This is a genomic window from Ornithinimicrobium cryptoxanthini, from assembly GCF_023923205.1.
In the GTDB taxonomy this organism is placed as follows: domain Bacteria; phylum Actinomycetota; class Actinomycetes; order Actinomycetales; family Dermatophilaceae; genus Ornithinicoccus; species Ornithinicoccus cryptoxanthini.
The window spans coordinates 2,601,240-2,618,172 of sequence record NZ_CP099490.1; the positions used below are offsets into that span (position 1 = coordinate 2,601,240).

Genomic DNA, 16,933 nt, shown 5'->3' on the forward strand with positions numbered 1-16,933 from the left:
CTGGCCCGCTTTGGCCGCGCGCCGTGGTCTGCGGCTGCGATTCTAGGTGGTTGAGACCCTGGAAACTTGCCCTCTCTTAAGACGTGCGAGGCTCGAGGCACAGGATGTGAACACGCTGCCCCGCCTCAGATGCGAAGCCGAGACGGCGGCAATTGCCAGAGTTACAACACCTCTAGGTGACTGGTCGCAGATGACGGAGTGGACGTGGCAGCCCTCGACGGCGCCGCTCCTCTCGCGACCGATGCGCTGACTCTCAAAGCAGAACGGGAATGTCATGGAACTACACAACACCTCCACGCCTGCCGACGTGATTGCCAACGGCCGGACGGCTCTGGGGATCGAGCTCGGCTCAACCCGGATCAAGGCCTGCCTGATCGGCCTGGACGGTGACGTCCTCGCGGAGGATAGCCACGCGTGGGAGAACCAGTTCGTCGACGGGATGTGGAGTTACTCCCTCGACGCTGTTTGGAAGGGGCTGAGGGAGTGCGTCGCTTCCCTCGTCGCCGATGCCGAGCGCCGGCATGGGGTGCGCCCGGCCACGTTCGGGGCCCTTGGGGTTTCCGCGATGATGCACGGCTACCTCGCCTTCGGCGGCGACGGCGAGCTCTTGGTGCCGTTCCGAACTTGGCGGAACACGACGACGAGGCAGGCGGCGGCGGAGCTGACCGCGCTCTTCGGCCACAACTTGCCGCTGCGTTGGTCGATCGCCCACCTCTACCAGGCAGTGCTGGACGAGGAGCCGCACGTGGCGGACGTCCGGTACATAACGACGTTGGCGGGGTACGTCCACTGGCGCCTAACCGGGCGCCAGGTCCTCGGCGTTGGCGACGCTTCGGGGATGTTCCCAATCCACCTTGAGACCAGGGAGTATGACCGCACGATGTTGGGGCAGTTCGACGAGCTAGTGGCGCGGCGGGGGCTCCACCTGCGTGTAGCGGAGCTCTTGCCCGAGGTGCTCCTCGCAGGAGAGGAAGCGGGGCACCTGACTCCGGAGGGAGCACAGCTGCTGGACCCGGCCGGCTCTCTGCAAGCCGGCGTCCCGCTGTGCCCGCCCGAGGGCGACGCCGGCACCGGCATGGTTGCCACCAACGCCGTCTCCCCGCGCACCGGCAACGTGAGCGTCGGCACGAGCATCTTCGCGATGATCGTCCTGGAGCGCGCGCTCTCCCACGTTCACCCGGAGGTAGACATGGTGACCACGCCGGTCGGCGCGCCGGTCGCGATGGTCCACTGCAATAACGGGGCCAGCGAGCTCGGCTCCTGGGCCGGAGTCTTCGGGGAGTTCGCCGCTGCCTTGGGTCACCCCACCGATCCCGACAACGTGTTCGGAGCGCTGCTCCGCGCCGCGCTGGATAGCGAACCCGACGGCGGCGGCCTGCTAGCGTATAATTACCTCTCCGGTGAGCCAATCACGGGGCTCGCCGAGGGGAGGCCGCTCCTCGTCCGCACCCCGGACAGCCGGCTAACTCTCGGCAACTTCGTGCGCACACAGGTTTACAGCGCGTTCAGCGCCCTGGCCCTGGGCATGCGCATTCTCGCCGACGAGGGCGTCTCCATAGACTCCTTGTCCGCTCACGGGGGTATTTTCCGGACGGCGGGCGTGGCCCAACGCCTGCTCGCCGCGGCCGTCGGCGCGCCCGTGACCATCGCGCGCAGCGCGAGCGAGGGCGGACCGTGGGGGATGGCCCTGCTGGCCGCCTACCTCCGCGAGGCGGGGGGCCGGGACCTGAGCACCTACTTGGAGACCGTTGTGTTTGCGGGTAGCGCCGAGGATGTCGTTGAGCCCGTCCCAGCCGACGTCGCGGGCTTCACCGCCTTCCTCGGGCGCTACGTCGACGGCCTGCCAATCGAGCGCGCCGCCGTCGAGAGCGTCGGGGGCACCCTGTGAGCGTCAACGACAAGAGGGGACGTCTCCCGGTGCCGGCGCCCAGATTGGCAGAATACTCCGAGGCGGTGCGTGACGCTGTCACCCACACACGCGAGGTCGTGACGACGCTTCACGCCGAGCTGGCAAGGTACGAGCTTGTAGTCTGGACGGCCGGGAACGTCTCACAACGGGTAGTCGTCGACCCCAACGCCGGCCCAGGCGACGACGACCTCTTCGTCATCAAGCCCTCTGGGATCTGCTACAACGAACTTCGCCCCGAGTCCATGGTCGTGTGCAGGATGGACGGGACGAAGATCGACGACACAGCCGACGGCTTGCAGCCCTCCTCGGACACCGCCGCGCACGCGTACGTCTATCGGCACCTGCCCGAGATCGGGGGGGTCGTGCACACCCACTCCACCTATGCCACCGCCTGGGCTGCGCTCGGCGAACCGATCGAGTGCGTGCTGACGATGATGGCCGACGAGTTCGGCGGAGACATCCCGGTAGGGCCGTTCGCGCTCATCGGCGACGACTCCATCGGCCGCGGCATCGTCGAGACGCTACGCACCTCGCGCTCGCGGGCGGTGCTCATGCGCAACCACGGGCCCTTCACCGTCGGCACCGACGCCCGGGCAGCCGTCAAGGCCGCGGTCCTGTGCGAGGAAGTGGCCCGTACCGTGCACATCGCTCGCCAGGTTGGCGACCCCATCCCCATCGACACCGGCCATATCGATCAACTTTACGAGCGCTACCAGAACGTCTACGGGCAGGCGGGCCCCGATCCCACGAAGTTTGAACAACCACCTCGAGGCAGTCATCCAGGCTAGCCTTCAGATGGATTCCCAGTATCGAGAAGTCCGCGCCTTAAGAGCCGGGCCGCGTGGCGCATCGAGTGGGCACATAGGACCGCTGGAGATGCGGGCGCACCGGGTGCAGCAGGGCTTCTCTTGCGGTTGACCGTCCGCGAGCGATTTATTGGTCGTCCACGTCTGTCTGGTTCTTCCGTCGGTACCAGTAGACTACAACGATGTCATGGCATACTGCATCACGCGCCAGCGCGTGACTTTGCCCTCAGCGGGCACGGCAACGCGGGCACGGCAACGCTGGGCATCTAACGAGTCCTACTGCTGCCGCTGGACGACCGTGATCGGCTGAGACACGGTTGGGGCGAGCGAGGTAGCGCTGAGCCCGTTGAGGCGGACACGTGCGGCGATGATGCGGGCGATGGCCATGGCCGAGTTGACGTTCCCTGCCATGGCGGCGTCCCACAGGGCAACCTGTAGCGCGTCCAGGCGTGCGTTCTCGAGGTCGCGCAGCTGCCGGACTGCTTCGGCGTTGTGGGTGTCCAGGGCACGCTTGACGACCTGATACACCGAGGCACGGTGGGTGTAACCGAGCTCGTCGGCGATCTGCTGGTAGGTCATCCCCTGGGTGCGCAGCCGAACAGCTCTGGCGCGGCGTGCGGCTGCGAGGGCACGGTTACGGTGCCGCCCGTTGACGCGCGGCAACGGCGGCTGCTCAGGCGCGTTACTGCTCATGCCTCCATGATGCCATTGATGGCAATGTGTACCGCGCAACTACAACTTATGACTAAGTATTGCCGAGCACGCGTTAAGTAGGTATAATTTGTAGCAACGAGGACTTGGGATAACCACGCTCTCTGACACAGGGTTGGATAAACCCTCCTCGTTGTAACACAGGCTCGTCACAACCGGTGACGGGCCTTTTTTCATGCCCACTTGCAAGGAGACTCCGATGACTAGCCAATCCACGCTCACGCTGCGCCGTGAGGAGGACGTCCTGACGGTGCTGCCCTACGTACTGGGCTACCACCCACGCAACAGCCTCGTCCTGATCGTCCTGAACGACACCCAACTGGTACTCACCGAGCGCATCGACCTGCCCACCACGCAGGAGGACACCGAGGCTGTGGTGGCCGAACTCGGCCATAACGTGCTGACCAACCACGGCGACCGCGCCATCGCCATCGGCTACGAAGACCCCGACGGTGCGCCGGCCACCCCGGCAGTGGAGGCGATGTCTGCCTGGCTGCAACAGCACGACGTCGAGGTCATGGGGCGGTACCTGGTGCGCGGCACCAAGTTCTGGGTCCTCGGCTGCGCCGACACCCCCTGCTGCCCGCCAGAAGGGCGTGACGTCCCAACCGATGTGGAGGCGTCCCACCTGGTCGCCGAGTACGTCGGCAAAGGCGTGACGGTTCAGCCGACCCGTGAGGACCTGGTGGCGATGATCGAGCCCGGTCCCCTGGCGTCTCGTGTGTCGCAGATCCTGCAGACGCTCAACACCGTGGACCACGACAATGTGGACACGGGAGGCCTCGAAGGTCGGGCCGAGCAGCTCCTGGCCTGGGCGCGGATCCTGTCCCCTACCGACCGAGGGCCGACCGACCCGGTGGACGCAGCGATCGCCTCGGTCTGCCTGCAGGAGGCGATGGTCCGCGACGGTCTGGTCGCCTGGGTCACCGACGGGCTCCTCCCCCGGGACGCCACCACCGGCCCTGTCCAGGACCTCCTGGAGGCCCTGGATGAGGCGTGGGCCGAGGTCGGCGGCCCGACCGCACCGCAGAACCAGCTGCGCGTCCACGAACGCCTCGTGGCCCTGTGTCAGGCACTCCCCGATGGCGCTGCGGCTGCCGCGTTGTGCCTGCTGGCCACGCACGCGTGGTGGCGCGGCAACGGTGCCCTGGCCGGCATCGCCCTGGACCGTGCCCTACGCGCCGAACCCGACTACCGGTTGGCCAAGCTGCTCAACCTCGTCATCCGGATGGGCCTACCCGCCGCTCCGTAACAGCACACTGCCCCGAAGTACCCGGGCCTGTCGCACACCGTGCGGCGGGCCTTTCCTGTCCCCCGCCGACCCGGCAAGGGGAACCACAGGCACCCACCAGGTGCCGTACACCGAAGGAGAACAATCATGGCTACCGCCACCACCTACCCACCGCTGCACGTCGTGCAGGACCCACCCACCGTCCAGGAACGCATGGGCATGCTCCTGCGGGCACGCGCAGCAGCCCGACAGGCCCTGGACCTCGCCCTGTCCCTGCCGCGGGCTGCCACAGGCTGGGCGCTCCGACAGCTCCACACCCTCGTAGGAGCAGCCGGCGACAACCACGTCGCCGCCTGGCTGACCGCACGCACCAGCGCCGCTGTCACCTTCGTGCGCCAGGTCGGGTTCGTGCCCCTGGCTGCGACGGTCCTGAGCACCCCGCGGGTCTGGGCCGGTGCCACCCGGCTCCTCCGTGCCGCCAGCGGATTCCTGGCCCGGCTGGGCCACGGCCTCTGGACCGGTCTGGACAGGTTGCTCCATCGCGCCGGACCAGTAGGTGTACAGGTCAGCAACCGGCTGACGAGCGCCACCGCGACGGTGCGGCGCGTCACCAACAGGATGCTCACCCACGCGGTCGTGCGGACGGTCACCAGTGCGGGGTTCGAGGCTGCTCAGCTGGTCCGACCGATCAGCCGCGCGGTCCTCGCCCACCGGGTCATCAGCCTTCTTACGCCAGGTCGGTGGACCCGCGCCCTGGTCCAGGTTCTGGTCTTCACCGTGCTGCTATCCACCAGGCTGCTCACCACCGCACCAGCCAGCGGAGGTGCAGTTGATGTCCGCCCCATCGGCAATGAAGCCTCCTCCGCTGGTATCGAGCGGCTTGTCGATCCGGTGCCTGCCACCAACGGGTCGCCTGCTGGTCCAGCTGCGGATGGCACTGACGAGACCCACCAAGCAGTACCTGTGGGTCAGGTGAACCGGGCGGCGCGCCGGGCCCAGCAGCAGGAACGGGCCCGCGCACGGCGAGCCGGCAGATGAGGCACATGTGGGGGCGGCCCGTGAACCGGTCGCGGGTCGCCCCCTGCGGGTCACCAGGGGTACGGTCATGATCGTCCTGGGCATCGCCGGGATAGCCGCCATGGCAGTGATCGCTTACTCCAGGCTGCGGGCTCACTCACCCGAAGCGGGCAGCACCGCGCTGCGGGAGACCCGGGAGCTCGCAGCCGTCGTTCTCATCTGCGCCAAGGCAGTGGAAGCCGTCGTCGACGTCTTCAACGAGCGGCGACCCCGGATGGGCACGTCATCGTGGGAGCGGCTGTCCCTGTACGACGACGACGGCGAGGAGGAGTACGGGTACTAGCAGCGCCGGGCTGGGTCGGCGGTTCCGTAAGGGGCCGCCGGCTCGGCCATGCTTCAGGCTCCCCTACTAGCTCGCTTAGGTACGGCCAGAGCCCGCGAGTACCACATATCACGGCCGAGTCCAGTCTGTACACGGGGTAACACGGCGCGGTAGGCTTCGCGCAGTCATCGCCCGATGATCGCCGCACTGAAAGTGGAGGAACCATGCCCCTAGCGATCAAGTGCAGGCAGGCCCTCATCGAGCTGGAAGAGACCCGGCGCAATGTGCGCCGGTTCTGGAATCTTATCTACGCGGTTTCTGTTGCGTTCGCTCTTTTCACGATTTTCCTGGTTGGTTCTCTGGTCTGGGGTAATGACCCAAGCAAAGCTGTTGCTGCTCTGGCCACTATTGCTTCAGGCGGTGGCTTGCTTTTCGTGATCAGACAAAAGAACCAGGCTGAGAAGCGCCACGACACAGCAAAGAGCGCTCTCCGTCGAGACTGCGGAGAGGCAGCCGAACAACTACGTAGTCTCGGTCCCGACGTCGAGTTGGGGTTGCCGGAAGAAGCGGTTGACCTAATCGCCGGATCCAGCACTCAGGGTTCCACTACCGCTGATGAAGGCGCCGAGCGCTGAAACTTAGCCCCTGCGTCTAGGTCAGCGATCCGTGGTGGCCATCGGCGGCAGCGCTCCCGTAAGCACGCCAGCGTCGCCTAGTTCACTGCACGAACCGGCTCGGGAGGGCATCTCAGAGATCCCCGGCACTGCTACGGGGGGCGGCATCGTGTGGAGACTCTGGGTACTGCGCCCGATCGACCTGGGTCTGAGCGGTTCGCAGCTGCCGTGCCCGCCGCCGAAGCGGCTCGTTCAGGACATCGAATAGCGCGATGAACGCGGTCGCTCCCCACGCCACGAGACTGTCCCCGACAGCCGGGGTCACGTCCCCCTGAAGGTCCACTGCTGAGTGGTACGTGGCAATGCGGGACGCGCGCCTATCGTCGAGCCGCTCAAACGACAGTGGTAGGCCCGTGGCCCCCTCCCAGCGGTCCTCGTCACCCTCGAACTCATCGAACAGCGCCTTGTTGCGCTCGCGGTCCCCACAGTCTAAGTACGCCTCAACACGTAGGCGCCCATCGCCGGGCTGACTGATGACCCAAGACCCGAACGGACCGGAGGCGACGTTGATCCAGTTGCTCCCCTCGTTCCGGGCGGGCACCCGGATGGTGGGTCTCTGCTCGTTAACGCGCTCCAGGATGTCAGCGAATAGATCCTGTCGGGCACTATTTAGGGACGAGCCGCCTTGCACATGCGATGAGCGCGATTCGCCCTTCACGCGCTTCTGCCAGTCGTTAGGGCGAGACACCACGTCAAAGACGGGTGCCCGAGGACCGGACTGCCCGATCTGCACCACACTGAGCTCGATGCCGAAGAACTGGACACCACCGTCGGTTCTCTCGTTCAGCCAATCGAAGGCACGCCGCGTCTCATCACGAAACTGGCGTGAGATCCAGATGACCGTGGCTGCCTCAAGGCCAGCGGCGTAGACCAAGCACTGTCCCAGATGCGAGTGATCGGTGCGCTCCAGCTGGTTCTCAATCACGACAACCCGCCCGTCCTCGTCCGTGGCCTTGATGTCGAGACGGAACTGCCCCACAGGGACCTCAGTCGCCTCAACCGTCAACGTCATGCCGAGCTCGTCACCCAAGATGTCGATGTTCTCCGCCAACCAGGGTGTGAAGTCTCCCGACTCCGACAACCAGACCGTGCGCGGATCAGCAACCCGGACGAGGCGCCCCAGTCCACTGCTGTCGATATCTGTCACCTGCTGCTCCTTCAAACGAGTAGACGGAGCTGACGACCTTCCAGGTCCACGTCGGACCCGCTGACCGCTCCCAAACAGCATGCTGCCAGTGAACGACCCCCGACCGTCAAGAAACGAGCGTTTCTGAGAAGCCCCGCGGCCGAACCGTGCCGCGGGGCTTCTTCGTGTCCACAACCCGTGTCCGCAATCAACGTCCCAGAAGGGAGTCCCACCATGAGTATTGAGACAACACAGCACCACCTACTCGGCTACGCGCGCGTGTCCACCCTCGAGCAGGACGAAGCCCTCCAGGTTGACGCACTCCAGGCCGCCGGGTGCGGCCGGATCTTCATCGACAAGGCATCGGGCGCGCTGCAGCACCGACCCCAGCTGGAGGCGCTCCTGCAGCACCTGCGACCCGGCGACACCGTGGCGGTCTGGCGCCTCGACCGACTGGGCCGCAGCCTGCGCCACCTCATCGACACCGTCGAGAAGCTTCAGAGCCAGGGTGTGGCCTTCCGCAGCCTCACTGAGAACATCGACACCTCTACCCCAGGAGGACGGCTCATCTTCCACGTCTTCGGGGCTCTGGCGGAGTTCGAGCGGGACCTCATCCGTGAGCGCACCCATGCCGGGCTTGCCGCGGCACGGGCTCGCGGCCGCAGAGGTGGACGACCCACCGTTTGGACCCCCGAGAAGCTACGTGTCGCACAGCAGATGTACGACGATGGCCAACACGACGTGAGCACCATCGCCCGCATCTTGCAGGTGTCCAGGGCATCCGTCTACCGCGCCCTGCAGTCTCCACGTGCTTCCGCGTAACTACGTCCTGACCTCACGGCCCACCGCGCCCCAGGCGCGGTGGGCCTCATGGCTCCTCTGTGTTATGTGCTCGTCCGTTCAGCCCCAGACCGTTGAACCTGGATAGGGGGGGGCAGCCTCCACTGCGCGCCGGACAGCTCAGGCGGCGTGTCCGGTGAGTGACATCACGATTCCGCCGATCTCGGGATGTGCGGCGCGGATGAGAGTGCACCACATCAGGTGCTCGCGCAACCTGCGCAACGCGCCGATGGAAGTGGCAAGCGCCTTGCGCTGCTGACGTTCGGGTTTCCAAGGGGTTAGTCAGGTGTCCATGGCCGTGGCAAAGTCCCCGCTGGTGGCCACGTGAGGTCCCCGCTGGTGGCCAAGTAGAAGTCCCCACCCTCTGCTCGTGTCGTCCATGAGCTGAGCCCCTGGGCGGTGACGGTGTCGGTGTCGAAGCCAGTCACCGCACCGCCCAGGGAGCTCCATTGAAGAACATGAGGGAAGAGTTGGACATCATCACCGCCTACAACAACGTGGGCACCTACCGCGGCGCCGCCGATATCTGCGGCACTACCCACAAGACCGTCAAGCGGGTCGTGCTACGTCATGCCGCTGGTCAGGCCCGCCCGGTCAAGGCACCTCGGCCGGCGAACTACGAGGACGTGCGCGGCCTCGTCGCCGCCGGTGTCGACACGGCCAAGGCCCGGATCAGCGCCAAGCGGCTGCTGCCCAAGGCACGGGCTGCCGGGTACACCGGATCACCGCGCAACTTCCGCCGCCTTGTCGCGCAGGAGAAGAAGGCATGGCGGGCCCAGCACGGCCGCACTCACCGGCCGGCGTCGTGGTCCCCGGGTGAGCACCTGGTCATCGACTGGGGCGTGATCGCCGGCGTGCACGTCTTCGCCGCTGTCCTGGCGTGGTCCCGCTTCCGGTTCGTCCGTTTCGCCGCTGATGAGAAGGCCGCGACGACGATGGCGATGCTGGCCGAGTGCTTCGAGGTCCTCGGCGGCACACCCAAAGTCGTGCTCGCCGACCGGATGGGCTGCCTCAAGGGCGGCGTGGTCGCCAACCGGGTCGTGCCCACCCCGGACTATGTCCGGTTCGCCACGCACTACCGGTTCCGGCCCGACTTCTGCGAGGCGGCCGACCCCGAGTCCAAGGGCGTCGTCGAGGCCCTCGTGCGCTACGGCAAGGACGACCTGGCCCTGCCGCTGCTACTCGATCACGCCGGCACCGGGGGCGACCTGACCGTCGGCGCCGCGCGCGTGCTGGCCAACCTGAACGCCGCCAACCGACACGCGACCGACTGGTGCGCGGAGGTCAACGCCGCCGTCCACTCAGAGATCGCCGCGGTCCCCGACCAGCGGCTGGCCACCGAGGCCCCGCTGCTCACCGAACTGCCCTCACTGCGCCCGGTCATCGGGCCGGCACCGGCGACCCGCAAGGTCGACAAGCTGTCCACGATCCGCCTCGGCTCGGCCCGGTACTCCGTGCCCAACGCGCTGATCGGCACCCAGGTCGGTGTGCTCGTCGACGGCACCCGGGTCCTGATCCTGGACACCGGCACCGGGCAGGTCCACGCCGAGCACCCGCTGGTCGCGCCGGGTGAGGCGTCGGTCCTGGACGAGCACTACGGCGGTGCCCGCCCGGCTGCCCCGGTGCGGGCGATCCGGCCGCGCAGCGCGGCCGAGGTCGCCTTCTGCTCACTCGGCCCGGCTGCGCAGGAGTTCATCGCCGGTGCCGCCGGGGCCGGGCATACCCGCCTGGGCCCCGAGCTGGCCGAGCTGAACACCCTGACCGCCGCCCACGGGCAGGCCGCGATGGTCGCCGCGCTGGAGCGAGCGACCGCGTTCGGTCGGTGGAAGGCCAGCGATGTCCGCTCGATCCTGGCCGCCGGCGCCGGCGTGGCCACACCACGAGAGGCCGGGGAGGCGCTCGTGCTGGACCTGCCCACCTCTTCTGGACGGTCGCTGGCCGAGTACGCCCCGGCACCGAAGGCGGTGTCCTCGTGAGCGCCTCGACCGCGCCGGCGCTGGATGCGGACCTGACCGCGGGGCTGCGGAGGCTGAAGCTGGCCGCGATGCGTCAGCTCGCCCCCGAGCTACTCGTGACGGCCAAGACCCAGCGGTGGTCCCCCGAGGAGGTGCTGCGGGCGCTGGTCGAGGCCGAGATCGCCGCCCGGGACGCCTCCAACGAGCGAGCACGGCTGAAAGCGGCGACGTTCCCGGTGCTCAAGACGATCCAGGACTTCGACCTGACCGCCTCCTCGATCCCGGCCCCGACCTGGGCGTACCTGACCTCCCTGGAGTGGCTGCGGGCCAAGGAGAACGTCGCGCTCATCGGCCCGGCCGGCACAGGGAAGTCCCACACCCTCATCGCGCTCGGTCACGCCGCCGTCCTCGCCGGCCACCGGGTCCGGTACCTGACCGCGGCCGACCTCGTCGAGACGCTCTACCGCGGCCTGGCCGACAACACCGTCGGCAGAACCATCGAGGCGCTGCTGCGCAACGACGTCGTCCTGGTCGACGAGATCGGCTTCGCACCGTTGGACGACACCGGCGCCCAGTTACTCTTCCGGTTCGTCGCCGCCGCCTACGAACGCCGTTCCCTCGGCATCGCCTCGCACCACTCCTTCGAGGACTGGGGCCGCTTCCTGCCCGAGCACACCACCGCCGTGTCCATGCTCGACCGGCTACTGCACCACGCCACCACGGTGGTCACCAACGGCCAGTCCTACCGCATGCGCGAAGCCCGTCAACGCCGAGGAGGTGAGCTGCCCACCACGTAATCAACCCCGCAGAGGGTGGGGACTTCCACCTGGCCAAAACCGGGGACTTCCAACTGGCCATTGACATCAGGGTCTGGTCAGTGGATAGATTAGAAGGTAGGTTGCTGCTCGTGCTTGGAAGGCGACGGAAGAACCGAAGGGAGGACGGTGTTTGGCTCGGAGACACGGCGCGAGAGGGCACGTGATGACGAGTCGAGGGTGCGCTGGACGACATGATTAGGAGGTACGAACCACCTGTCACGGTCCGCTACCGGACGAAACGTTGGGGCTCGAGCAGCGATCGTCGGCCTCACCGCTGCTGTCGCTTTCACCGACTGACAACGGCAAAAAAGGTGCTCATCCTGGTGCACCCATGGCGCATGCAGGCAAGAACAGCACCATCGTTGTAGATCACGAATAGAGGGATTCAAGTGCATCCAGTTCTTTTTTATGCGGCTGCCGGAGCATTTCTTGCAGGTGGGACGGGCGGTGGCTGGTACATGTGGAATCGCGGGCAACAGGAGGCAGCCAAGCGTTTGCAGCATCAAGACGCAGAAGCGACAAAGCGGGCGCTAAAGGATGCCGCCGAAATCGGAGAGCTTCGAAGTGCGGCCGAGGAAGCAGGCATGAATCCAGACGAGGTCGTCGCCGGGTACCAGGCATTGCGTGACTCCCAGATCTCACCAGAAGACGTTCTTAAGAGGGTGCAGCGGGCGCCCCTGAATTGAACGGGTCCGGGTGTTCGCTGCGGGCGATCAACTTGATGATCTGTGACCCCAAGCCGGTCACGCCGTCGGACCGCGCACCAGTTCGTGAATGATTGGCGTGAGCATGTTGGATATCGCCAGCGCACAGCTCCACGATGCTCTGGCCTGACCAGATGCGCCGGACGACCGAGGCGCGACCCATGAATCGCTCAGCGAAGGATGGGTCCCAACCGATCGTCCTCGACGAGCAACGGAATGTTGGCCATCACCAAGCGGAAGTCCTCCTCGAATCGCCCCAGGACGAACGACATGAGGCTGGGACGGTCGACCATGGAAACAACCTACTGCGGGGACCGTCCCGAGGCGTGGCAGGTAGCTCCACTACCATCACCAGACCGTGCACGTCCACAGCGCCGCGTCCAACAGCCGCAGTCGCTGACGATCTAGTTCCACGGGTCTGCCTGCCCCCGCCAGTGCTACCAGCCCGGGCAGCTCGTCGATGGCCGCTACGACATCAGGATCCTGGACCAGGTACTGGAAGACTGCCCAGTCGGCCCTGAAGTCACTGAGACCCAGGATGCCTAACAGCCCGCAGACGTTCCGGTCCCGGACCGGGAACAGAGCGGGGCGCTTGCGAGCACACAGTTTGCTCGTGGTGACCCAAGGGTTCGAAGACTTCGACGAGCTGGACGACAGTGCGGCTTTGACCGTGCTGTACAAGCTCTCCATGGCGAGGAACGTCTCGGCATTCGCGAGCTCAAGCTCAACGTCCGGTACTGCTCTGAGAGCTCGTAGCGTCTGATCCCGAGCCGTACCCGACGTCAGTAGTCGTCGCGTCGCCTGCGGCCCCACCTCGACGCTCAGCAGCGAGGTGGCATGCAGGTCGGTGCTGGTGATGTCCCCCAACTCGTTGGGTGTGAGCCCGGCGAATGTCGCCCCAGCATAATTGGTGCTGACATCGTAGAAGACCGACAGCCGCTCGGCTGCGGAGGCTTTGTCAGTGCCATGGATTGCCTGGAGCGCGCGCTCTCTTGCGCGAGATAGGACCTGACTCGACACGGTGGGCCACTCGGGGGGTACGGAGGCGCGGTCCCAATCAGACATAGCTTGAGTCTGTCACAGCGGCTCGGGGTATGTGGTTGGGTCGTGAACGGCGAAGCCCGAGCACTCAGCGGGAGTCAGCGATAGGCGCAAATCAGTCACTAAAGCATCGATTTGACCAGTTCGCGCAGGAGTCCCGCCGGCTACGAGACTCGCGCCGAGCGCAGATGTATCGAACGCCCATACGTACGGTGAAGAGTCTCGGGATCGCCTCTAACAACTCCTCCACGATGGCGGAAAACAACTGATTCCAGTGACTTCGTAAGGCAGTCAACGAGGCCCCCAAGGCAGTAGGCGCCGCCGAGAGTGGACATAGATCGAGCTGTCGCTTGCTTTCGTCAGCTTCGTTTATGCGACGTTTCAACGTAATGCCGGCCCGTCACAAGGGTTTGCGGGGTCACGTCAATCATTCGGGATTCACCGCGCGACGGGTCGATGCGAGAAGTCACCGAGCGCGCGCGGGACTCAGACGAGGGGATGCTGAACGTGATCATACCGAGCCTCACCGGTCTACGTCCCTTGACGTTACGTCTCTTCATGACTCGAGCCATCGTCTTCTCCCTTCGGTCGGCCGTCTTCCATACCATCATCATGGTCGTCACGTGTGACAGACCCATTGCCCTGGCGCAACGCCCCACAGATGAGCGCGCCGCCAAGCACTCCCGAGACAATGCCGCCCAGTGCCCACAGCGCAAGCCTGGGTCCGGAGCACAGGTGTCCAACGATACTCCCAGCGCAGGCCAAGAGGAGCAAGGCGCAGAAGATGACCACGTGTCGCAGAACCGACGATGCATGGCTCACCACGGCGTTCTCCCCCTGCCGCGCGAGCAAGGCTAGGACTACTGCCGGCACAGCCAGCAGGAGTGCCGCGGCCCCGTCGTTGGCCGCAAGGAGGGCATTCTGGGCGTTAGGGAGCCATCGGCCAAGGCACAGGATGACCGAGGTGGTTAGCAGGACCATGAACGTCAGCTGGCGGAGTCCGCGCGTGGGGCCGAAGGTGATGTGAGCTGGCTCTGGGGCGTTCGCGTCCTGCGAATAACGACCAACGCCGTGCAGAACCCCAAGAGGGCCAGTGTCCGTCGTGTTGCGCCGCGCTGTGTCGGTGTCGGTACCGCTCGGCATAGTAAGGGCCCGCGCCTCCAGCCCGTCGGGAAAGACGACTTCTAAGTGGTGAGAGGCCGCGCCGGATGGATGACTCAGTTCCACTCTGAATGCAAAGTCATCGAAGCCGAATGCTGCCCAGGCGCGGTTGAAGTAGTTCAGATGTAGGGGTTGAATACTCCATTCCAGAGAGTACTTGAGAACGACGCGATGGCCAGCATAACCTGCAGGGACTAAAGCGACCATTAGATAATTGGAGGGGAGAATAGTCAAGAGTCTTTTCGCCCAAGTGGAAAGCGCCCCGGTTTCTAATACCTTCTCGTCGTCAATCATTCCCTCAACACCCAGCCGGTCCGCATGAAGTTGCGCTCGCTCAGGATCACCGTCAATAATGACGGCCAGAGTCTCCAATAGTCGGCCCTCGTCATAGTTTTCGCAGAGCGCATCCTGTAACTCATGCTGGAGGACCCCTCGAACTAGCGGAAGGTCCTCTCGACGCCCGAGGATGGAAAGGGCAGTCCCGTCTGGCCCCTCAATATTGAATTGGCGCAGGACGCCCTTCTCTTGAAAAGTCAGGGGGACCAGGACGTAGTCGCCGCCGCCCGCTTCCATGACGTCAGGGGCGTAGCGCAGTGACAGGTGGGCAGGCACAAGGACGTCCAAGGAGACTCTCCGTCGTCCATGCGTGCCACCAAGCAGATGTAGGCTCTCGACCTTACGTCGCTGCCACTCTTGGCTGAAGCGAAGGGCTGCGGCCAGCACGGCCGCGGTATCAGACCGATCGTGACTGGATTCGTCAACGCGACGGGACCGCAGGCGCTGCACGCGGCGACTTCTATAGGCGGCTGGAGTCACCCGTACTTTCTATCGTGTTCTGGAGTTCAGGCTTGGGTCCGCCACTCAGTTCACTTCGAGTAGTTCCGTCGAATCGCCGCCCCTGGCTCCCTCTGTCGCGGAGAACGGTGAGGACGCCCACCCCAGTCCCACCTCGGGCTTGGTGAGAACGACGGCGTTCTGCGTGGCGCTCTCGGTTGCCCTCGGCGGCAACCAGCCGGGAGCAATGCCTCGTGACAACTGGCGCACAACCGCTTCGGGACGCACACGCCAAAGCCTCAGCCCCAAGCCACGGGTTGGGCCCCGTGGGTTCGTCCACGGGTAACCGCGAGACCGCGGACCAGGCCGGGGTGGGGGGATCATCCAAAGGCGTCCCAAGTTGTCCGTTGGGTGGGCATCTGCGCCATTGCGCCGGACGCCTTTGGGCGTCCCGAGACCTTGAAGGCGTCCCCCTACAGACGCGGCGTCGGCGGTGTCAGCCCCGGTGAGAACCACTACGGACGCCCTTGGACGCCTTCGGACGCTGAGTCGGCAGGAAGGTACCGTTCGAAGGCGTCCTTGAAGTCCAGGCGCCGGTATCCACGCTTGCTGCGCGCTTCGTTGTGTCCCGTCTTGATGCCGTACGGAGCCAGGCGGCGACCCAGCTTCGAGGGGTTGAGGTTGAGGTCTTTCCACGGGGCGTCGTCGAGGTCTCGCAACCGGGTACACAGATCCGCAGACTGCATGAACCTGAGGCTTATGACGTCGAAGATCTCCCGGATGTCCGCCAACAACATCACGCCCTCGGACTGGGACTGCCCGTCCTCCTCGAACTCGTTCACAAAATGCTGGCACGCCGCTCTCGCGCGCTCTGGCCAAGCGCCGCCGGCGAGGTCTGCAACAGCCAGGAGGGGCTCCCAGGTATCGGCTGCCCTGTCCTCCACACCGGGGGGCATGCTCGGCTCGGCGCCGTCAAGGTCTACCACGGCCGCCTCGGCCCAGTCGGCGAGCTGACCACGCAGCTCGAACAGGGGCAGGGCGTCGCGGCGGCGCCGGAACGGGGCGACCTTTTCCGTCGGCTTGCGTCTGCGCAGGTTTAGCACGACCGCGCGGTCCTCGATGGTGTCCGGCATCCTGCCGATGCCTGCCAGCATGGCCATGGCAAACGTTGGGAACTGCACCGGCCTGTAGGGACCTAGGAGTCTGCCGTACGTGAGGCCCCGTTGGTGGCCGGCGTTGAGCAGCCCGCGCAGGTTCTCGTTGCCTCGGGCGTTCCTGCCGAAGATCGTGTCGGCCTCGTCCATCAGGATGGTGGGCTGTCTGCCTAGCGCCATCGAAGAAGGGATGAACGCTGCTGAGACGTTGACGGTCCGGATCGGGTCATGGACGAGGCAGGCCAGGACCTCAACCAGTCGGGACTTTCCGGACTGCTTCTCAGCTGACCGGGCGACCAGTCGGGGCGCGTAGTCGAAGGCGTTGATCACGTGCGTGGTCGCTGCCCACAGTGTGACCGCCACGTACGCGTGCTCCGAGGGCAGCAGGCAGTACTTCCTGATGGCAGCCTCGCTGTCGTCCAGGATCGAGTGGGGAGAGATCGGGATTCCTTCGCGAGCGGGCAACGCGACGACAGTCCCTGGTCGCCGGAGGATCAGTGCATTCGACCCGGTCTCGCTCATGCTGAGCCCCTCCGGTCAACGCTCCACGAGGTCATGGGACAGGGCCGTCTTGCGCAGGGACCTGCCCTGGGTCCGGATGCACGCTTATCGCCGATCGAGCACCTGGCGTCTCGTCGGCCGAACCAACACGAGAGTCTGCCTGCGGCGAGTCGAACCTCCTCGCCACAC

General features: G+C 65.8%; 15 protein-coding genes. 9 read left to right on the forward strand and 6 right to left on the reverse strand.

All coding sequences use genetic code 11. The annotated features are described in order from the left end of the window. Positions 1 to 274 precede the first annotated feature (274 nt). Positions 275 to 1,888: a xylulokinase gene (locus tag NF557_RS12015; protein ID WP_252619659.1), complete on the forward strand. Its 1,614-nt coding sequence runs from the start codon at positions 275 to 277 to the stop codon at positions 1,886 to 1,888. 44 nt (positions 1,889 to 1,932) lie between these two features. Next, on the forward strand, positions 1,933 to 2,697 hold the full coding sequence (locus NF557_RS12020) for an L-ribulose-5-phosphate 4-epimerase (protein WP_306254937.1): 765 nt from the start codon (positions 1,933 to 1,935) through the stop codon (positions 2,695 to 2,697). Positions 2,698 to 2,991: 294 nt separating this feature from the next. Here NF557_RS12020 and NF557_RS12025 read toward each other — a convergent pair whose 3' ends face one another. After that, positions 2,992 to 3,408: a helix-turn-helix domain-containing protein gene (locus NF557_RS12025; RefSeq protein ID WP_252619661.1), complete on the reverse strand. Its 417-nt coding sequence runs from the start codon at positions 3,406 to 3,408 to the stop codon at positions 2,992 to 2,994. 217 nt (positions 3,409 to 3,625) lie between these two features. Between NF557_RS12025 and NF557_RS12030 the strand changes: the two genes are divergently transcribed. The 4 genes from NF557_RS12030 (at position 3,626) to NF557_RS12045 (ending at position 6,631) form a co-directional block, all read left to right on the forward strand. Continuing rightward, a complete protein-coding gene (locus tag NF557_RS12030) occupies positions 3,626 to 4,678 on the forward strand; it encodes a DUF4192 domain-containing protein (RefSeq protein ID WP_252619663.1) in 1,053 nt (350 codons plus the stop codon). A gap of 126 nt (positions 4,679 to 4,804) precedes the next feature. Beyond that, positions 4,805 to 5,695 carry a hypothetical protein gene (locus NF557_RS12035; protein WP_252619665.1) on the forward strand — a complete coding sequence of 297 codons (891 nt, stop codon included), beginning with the start codon at positions 4,805 to 4,807 and terminating at the stop codon, positions 5,693 to 5,695. Between the two features lie 67 nt (positions 5,696 to 5,762). Then, the gene (locus NF557_RS12040; RefSeq protein WP_252619667.1) at positions 5,763 to 6,017 is read left to right on the forward strand and encodes a hypothetical protein; all 255 of its coding nucleotides are present in this window, start codon (positions 5,763 to 5,765) and stop codon (positions 6,015 to 6,017) included. A 203-nt stretch (positions 6,018 to 6,220) separates the two neighbouring features. Then, positions 6,221 to 6,631, forward strand: a complete 411-nt coding sequence (locus NF557_RS12045; protein WP_252619669.1) for a TRADD-N-associated membrane domain-containing protein — start codon at positions 6,221 to 6,223, stop codon at positions 6,629 to 6,631. Positions 6,632 to 6,743: 112 nt separating this feature from the next. Here NF557_RS12045 and NF557_RS12050 read toward each other — a convergent pair whose 3' ends face one another. Then, on the reverse strand, positions 6,744 to 7,817 hold the full coding sequence (locus NF557_RS12050; protein ID WP_252619671.1) for a DUF4268 domain-containing protein: 1,074 nt from the start codon (positions 7,815 to 7,817) through the stop codon (positions 6,744 to 6,746). A 213-nt stretch (positions 7,818 to 8,030) separates the two neighbouring features. Here NF557_RS12050 and NF557_RS12055 point away from each other — a divergent pair, with 213 nt between their 5' ends. The 3 genes from NF557_RS12055 to istB all read left to right on the forward strand — a co-directional run bounded on the left by NF557_RS12055 (position 8,031) and on the right by istB (position 11,388). Continuing rightward, positions 8,031 to 8,618 carry a recombinase family protein gene (locus NF557_RS12055; RefSeq protein ID WP_252619673.1) on the forward strand — a complete coding sequence of 196 codons (588 nt, stop codon included), beginning with the start codon at positions 8,031 to 8,033 and terminating at the stop codon, positions 8,616 to 8,618. Positions 8,619 to 9,085: 467 nt separating this feature from the next. Further along, positions 9,086 to 10,612, forward strand: coding sequence for an IS21 family transposase (gene istA / locus NF557_RS12060; protein WP_252619675.1), 1,527 nt, complete (start codon positions 9,086 to 9,088; stop codon positions 10,610 to 10,612). Beyond that, positions 10,609 to 11,388 (forward strand): IS21-like element helper ATPase IstB, encoded by a 780-nt coding sequence (gene istB, locus NF557_RS12065; RefSeq protein WP_252619677.1) that lies wholly within the window; start codon positions 10,609 to 10,611, stop codon positions 11,386 to 11,388. The genes istA and istB overlap by 4 nt, the downstream gene beginning before the upstream one ends. Positions 11,389 to 12,283: 895 nt before the next feature. On the opposite strand, the gene NF557_RS17595 is transcribed toward istB, so the two are convergent. From NF557_RS17595 to NF557_RS12080, 4 genes are all read right to left on the reverse strand, one after another. After that, a complete protein-coding gene (locus NF557_RS17595) occupies positions 12,284 to 12,406 on the reverse strand; it encodes a hypothetical protein (RefSeq protein WP_256855741.1) in 123 nt (40 codons plus the stop codon). A gap of 55 nt (positions 12,407 to 12,461) precedes the next feature. Next, the gene (locus NF557_RS12070) at positions 12,462 to 13,178 is read right to left on the reverse strand and encodes a DUF6308 family protein (protein ID WP_252619679.1); all 717 of its coding nucleotides are present in this window, start codon (positions 13,176 to 13,178) and stop codon (positions 12,462 to 12,464) included. A 522-nt stretch (positions 13,179 to 13,700) separates the two neighbouring features. Next, the gene (locus NF557_RS12075; protein WP_252619681.1) at positions 13,701 to 14,927 is read right to left on the reverse strand and encodes a hypothetical protein; all 1,227 of its coding nucleotides are present in this window, start codon (positions 14,925 to 14,927) and stop codon (positions 13,701 to 13,703) included. Positions 14,928 to 15,604: 677 nt separating this feature from the next. Beyond that, positions 15,605 to 16,765, reverse strand: coding sequence for a DUF3631 domain-containing protein (locus NF557_RS12080; protein ID WP_252619683.1), 1,161 nt, complete (start codon positions 16,763 to 16,765; stop codon positions 15,605 to 15,607). Positions 16,766 to 16,933 lie beyond the last annotated feature (168 nt).